This is a genomic window from Gelidibacter sp. (assembly GCF_035577925.1).
Lineage (GTDB): Bacteria > Bacteroidota > Bacteroidia > Flavobacteriales > Flavobacteriaceae > Gelidibacter.
The window spans coordinates 1-5,402 of record NZ_DATJCY010000129.1 but is presented as its reverse complement, the minus strand read 5'-3'; the positions used below and the strand labels follow the sequence as shown (position 1 = coordinate 5,402).

4 protein-coding genes are annotated in these 5,402 nt (G+C 38.3%); all 4 read right to left on the bottom strand.

The window, feature by feature from the left end:
* Positions 1-577 precede the first annotated feature (577 nt).
* The gene (gene lpdA, locus VNJ50_RS04385; RefSeq protein WP_325579418.1) at positions 578-1,954 is read right to left on the bottom strand and encodes a dihydrolipoyl dehydrogenase; all 1,377 of its coding nucleotides are present in this window, start codon (positions 1,952-1,954) and stop codon (positions 578-580) included.
* Positions 1,955-2,255: 301 nt separating this feature from the next.
* Complete coding sequence (locus VNJ50_RS04380) at positions 2,256-3,449, bottom strand: amidohydrolase family protein (protein WP_325579416.1); 1,194 nt, start codon at positions 3,447-3,449, stop codon at positions 2,256-2,258.
* 45 nt (positions 3,450-3,494) lie between these two features.
* A complete protein-coding gene (locus tag VNJ50_RS04375) occupies positions 3,495-4,946 on the bottom strand; it encodes an amidohydrolase family protein (RefSeq protein WP_325579414.1) in 1,452 nt (483 codons plus the stop codon).
* 281 nt (positions 4,947-5,227) lie between these two features.
* A partial coding sequence (locus tag VNJ50_RS04370; RefSeq protein ID WP_325579420.1) for a peptide-methionine (R)-S-oxide reductase occupies positions 5,228-5,402 on the bottom strand: 175 nt, incomplete at its 5' end.

The following is a 5,402-nucleotide window of genomic DNA, read 5'->3' as shown; positions in this document are numbered from 1 at the left end:
TGCCATAGACAATATAAGTTTATTGGTCAAATTTGAAAATTCTAAAGTAGTATATCCCATTAAGTATATCGCTAACAACCGAATAGAAATTGTAGATTAAATAACTCAAATTCTTTTCAATATTTATGTGACTTATTAGGCTTGACGGTGTCTTAATAATAAACCCAGCCCTCATAATGTGTTACGCTTATATAATTGATAATATATATATAATTTACTTAAGGATTTTAATATTTGGTGTCATCTTATTTTCTATACTGAATTTTAGGGTATTAAAAGATATTAAAAATTCGTTCAATGAATATAGGGACATTTTAGAGAAAAATGTAAAACTTACAAATCATACCGTAAAGTCCCATTATCGCGAAGGTGTTAAACTTGAGCAAAAGGTTAAGCACAAGTTATGATCGTTTTTTTAATGAGAAGTTACCTGAGATTTAGAAATTAGGTTTTGAACAATAAATTTAGGGGGATTTTAATTTATTTTCAAAACAAAAGGGCTTGAATAATTTCAGGCCCTTTTTTCTTATAAAAATTTGTAGTTTTAAAAAACCACTATAATTTTAAGTTGATTTTATTATAAATGGATGACTTCTCCATAAGCAGCAGCAACGGCTTCCATAACAGCTTCACTCATGGTAGGGTGTGGATGCACAGTTTTTAGTACTTCATGTCCTGTAGTTTCCAGTTTTCGGCCTAAAACAGCTTCGGCAATCATATCCGTTACACCAGATCCAACCATATGGCAGCCCAACCACTCACCATATTTGGCATCAAAAATAACTTTCACAAATCCATCGGTGGCACCAGAAGCACTTGCTTTTCCTGAGGCAGAAAATGGAAATTTACCAACTTTAATGTCGTAGCCTTTTTCTTTGGCTTGTTTTTCGGTCAATCCAACGCTTGCAATTTCTGGAGTGGCATAAGTACAACCCGGAATGTTTCCGTAATCTAAAGCTTCTACATTTAGTCCAGCAATTTTTTCTACACATAAAATACCTTCTGCCGATGCAACGTGTGCAAGTGCTTGGCCAGGTACAACATCACCAATGGCATAATAACCAGGAATATTGGTTTGGTAATAACTGTTTACTAGAATTTTATCTCTATCAACGGCAATACCAACATCTTCCAAACCTATGTTTTCAATATTAGATTTGATACCTACGGCCGAAAGAATGATGTCTGCTTCAAGAGTTTCTTCACCCTTGGCAGTTTTAATGGTAGCGACGACACCGTTTCCAGATGTGTCAACTTGAGTAACTTCCGATGAGGTCATGATCTTGATACCTGCTTTTTTGAACGATTTTTCCAATTGTTTTGAAACGTCTTCATCTTCAACCGGAACAATATTTGGTAAATATTCAACAATCGTCACATCGGTGCCCATGGAGTTATAGAAAAAAGCAAACTCTACACCAATAGCACCCGATCCTACTACGATCATCTTTTTAGGCTGTTCGTTTAAAGTCAAGGCTTCTCTATAGCCAATTACTTTTTTGCCATCTTGTTTTAAGCTTGGCAGCTCTCTTGATCTTGCACCAGTGGCAACAATAATATGGTCGGCACTGTATTCTTTTCCATCGACGTCAACTTTTTTTCCAGCTTTAAGTTTACCAAAGCCTTCAATAACGTCAATTTTGTTTTTTCTTAGCAAAAACTGAACACCTTTACTCATGCCTCCAGCAACATCGCGGCTGCGTTTTACAACAGCTGCAAAATCTCTGTCGGCTTCCTTAACAGAAAGGCCATAATTTTCGGCATGTTTAAGATATTCAAAAACCTCTGCCGATTTCAGCAAAGCTTTGGTTGGAATACACCCCCAGTTTAAACAAACACCACCAAGACTTTCTTTTTCAACAATGGCAGTTTTAAATCCTAATTGTGATGCTCTAATAGCAGTTACGTAACCACCAGGGCCACTTCCAAGAACAATGATATCGTATTTACTCATGAGAATTTATTAATCGTGATTAGAAGCTACGAAGGTACAAAAAGTAAATTTTATATAACGAATTAGAAAAATCAAAAAACAATAGTTTTAGTAAACTTGGACTTATGGTCTTAATTCAATCAAGATATTAAGGGCAGCAGTTGAATTTGGATAAAAAACCATAGTGTTTTGACTTATTTGTTTTAGGAAAGGATAATCAATTTATCCTAAATAAAAAATCCTTGTAACTATTTTAATTACAAGGATTTTTGGGTTTTCAATAAGTCTGTGCGCTTCCGTTCAATAAGATAAAAATATGATATTATCGTCCTGACACTACTTCGCCATCAATAAAAACGGTATTTATAGTGGTCAAATACTCGAAAGGATCACCATCAAACAGAACAAGATCGGCATCTTTTCCTTTTTCGATACTTCCAACGCGTTGGTCAATGCCCAGTAATTTTGCCGGATTTAGAGTAATTGTTTTTAAGGCTTCGTCAAAAGACAGTCCGTGGACCATGGCTTGTCCTGCCTCAAATAGGACGATTCGCGTTTTTGGAACATAGGATTCATAGCCTCCCTCAATACTAACAGGAATACCTGCGGCAGTTAACAGTGCTGCGCTCTCTCTGGTCATATTTACCATGTCGCCACCGTTACGTGCCATGGTGGCATGCAGTATGACTTCCGCTTTAGCTTCTTTGATTTGTGGAATCAAACGATAGGCTTCTGCTGCACCGTTTAGCACAAGTTTCAAATTAAACTCTTTGGCAAGTCTTATGGCTGTCATAATGTCTTTGCTGGCGTTAACGGTTATCAATGCTTTTACATCGCCTTTCAGCATTTTGGAAAGTGCTTCTAGCTTTAGGTCTTTCGCCGGCCTTTTGCTCTCATCCTTATCTTCCTGTTTTTTCTGATAAGCTTGAGCTTTGATCAATTCGGCACGAATCATGGCCATTTGTTTGGCACTTGTTCCAGGGGAAGAGAAATTGCGTCCTACGGAAGGTTCTAAAGTCATTGCCAGCATGGTCATCGGTTGTATGGTTACCGATTCTGCCGTTCCGGCTTTTGTTTTAGCAATCATGGTCTGGCCACTTACCAAAGCGCCTACGCCATGTCCTGTGTGGATGGTGGTGATACCATGGTCTCTCAGGACCTCAACAAGTGATTCATCAGGATTATAGGCGTCTATAGCTCTAAGTTCTGGCTGAATTGGACTGGTTTTGTCCAATTGATCTTGGTCGGTTGGAATGTTGAGTGCACCGGAAATTCCCACAAGACTTCGTGAATCTATCAATCCAGGAGTCACGACTTTGGTTTCGTAAATTTTATATCCGGAAGGAATTGAAAGCCCAGTGCCAACATTTTCTATTTTGCCGTTTTTGACAAGAACAACTCCGTTTTTTATCGGTTTGCCAGAAACGGTATGAATCGTTTCTGCTTTAATGGCGATTTGTGCTTTTACCAGACATGAGGCAGAAAGCATTAAAAGTGTGATTATAAATTTATTCATGATTATAATTTCTAATTATTAAATGGATGAGATGGATTTTGGGCATTAATCAGTTGCTCCTTCGTGATGGTGCATTTCCGCCCGAATTGGAGAGTAAACATCATAACCTCCCGTTAAGAATGCCTTATCGTCAGGATTAGAAATATCATAACGTTTATTACCTTCTACCCAAGTTTGTTCCACTTTGGTATAAATGCTGAAAGGATCGCCGCTCAAGATAATAAAATCGGCATCTTTTCCTTTTTCCAATGATCCTACGCGGCTGCCCAAATCCAGCATTTTTGCACCTGTAATGGTTAAGGCCTCGATCGCTTTATTTTTGCTCATTCCTCCTTTGACCATCATGGTTGCCGAACGGATCAATAATCTCGAATCGGTAACGCCGTCATCAGTATGGATAGCGACCTCAACACCTGCTTTTTCGAGTGCTGCACCGTTTTCTATGCGTATTCCCATAGCTTCCATTTTCCCGCCGTGTGAATCTAGGTGAATGATAGAAGCCCTCAAACCTGCAGCAGCAATTTCATCGGCAGCTGCAACGGCTTCACTGACGTGGTGGAGCACAGGTTTAAATCCAAATTCCTGACTTATCCTTATGGCCGTCAGAATGTCCAATGCTTTATGGGTATGAAAATGCACCACGCGTTTTCCTTCTAAAATTTCTACCAGGGGCTCCATTTTTAGATCTCTTTCTGGCATTTTTGAAGCGTCATTTCCAGCTTTTTCAATTTTGTTTTTATATTCTTGAGCTTTTACAAATAGCTCTCTTGCCATAGCAGCACTTTTTGATCTGGTGCCGGGAAATGCACCTGCTGTAGTACGCATGGGATTGGTACCGTTGGCCATTTTCATTCCGCCATAAACTCCTTTTTCATTGGTGATTAGAAGATCGTCAATAACGGTTCCTTCTCTCATTTTGATATAAAGTGTTTGGCCGCTCATCAAATGACCACTTCCGGGCATCACGTTGATGGTGGTAATGCCTCCCGCCAATGCTTTTTTAAAACCATCACTGGTAGGGTTGACGGCATCTAAGGCTCGTGTTTCCGGATTTAAAGCGGCCGATGCATCACCGCCTGCTGGTCCGCCAAGATGTGAGTGGGTGTCCACAATACCAGGCATAATTATTTTTCCGGTGACATCTACAACAGTGGCACCAGATGGAATGGAGCTTCCTTCTTTTCCTACACTTACAATTTTTCCTTTGTGCACCACCAAAACACCATTTTCTATTGGGTCCCCCGCAACAGTGTAAACGAGTGCGCCTTTAAATGCCATGGGCTTTTCTTGTGCCTGCAATCCCATAGCTAGGAATGAAACCAAAAGAAAGGATAATCTTTTGGGTAGAATTGATTGGCAAGTGGTATTGCTGTATGCTGCAATATTTAAAAAATAGGATGTCTGATTGTCGGTTTTAAAGCTTTGATAGCTAGCTTTAACCGAGTTGAGGTAATTTCTAAGGGGTTGGCTTAGAATGCTAAAATCAAAATTAATCATAAGAATCTTCAATTTTTAGTGGGTTAGTATTATAAAATGTTAGTTATAACCTGCAACTTACAAAAAATAAATTAAGTTATAACAACGTTTTTGCTATTGAAATTCATGATAATTTTCCTGATTAAAACTATTTTAATGAAGTCAATTCATGATTTTAAAACTTATGCGTAATATCTTAACTTTTTAAATAGGTCAAAAGACATGATCATTTAAATTATATTAAGAGTTGGGTAATTGTGATAATTACTAATAGTTAAAGCCTTATAAACTATCGGGAAGTTTTATTTATTAGGAACAAACTCCAACGCAACACCATTGATACAATGGCGTTTTCCTGTGGTGGCTTTCGGGCCATCATTAAAAACATGGCCTAAATGTCCTCCGCAAGTTGCACAATGTTCTTCAATTCCCATATAAGCATTTCCGCCTTTTTCAAAAGCTACATTGCCTTCAATA

Bases quoted from the DNA above. Each gene is read 5' to 3' on its own strand.
- VNJ50_RS04380 (WP_325579416.1), bottom strand. From the start codon at position 3,449: ATGAATAAATTTATAATCACACTTTTAATGCTTTCTGCCTCATGTCTG.
- VNJ50_RS04375 (WP_325579414.1), bottom strand. From the start codon at position 4,946: ATGATTAATTTTGATTTTAGCATTCTAAGCCAACCCCTTAGAAATTAC.
- lpdA (WP_325579418.1), bottom strand. From the start codon at position 1,954: ATGAGTAAATACGATATCATTGTTCTTGGAAGTGGCCCTGGTGGTTAC.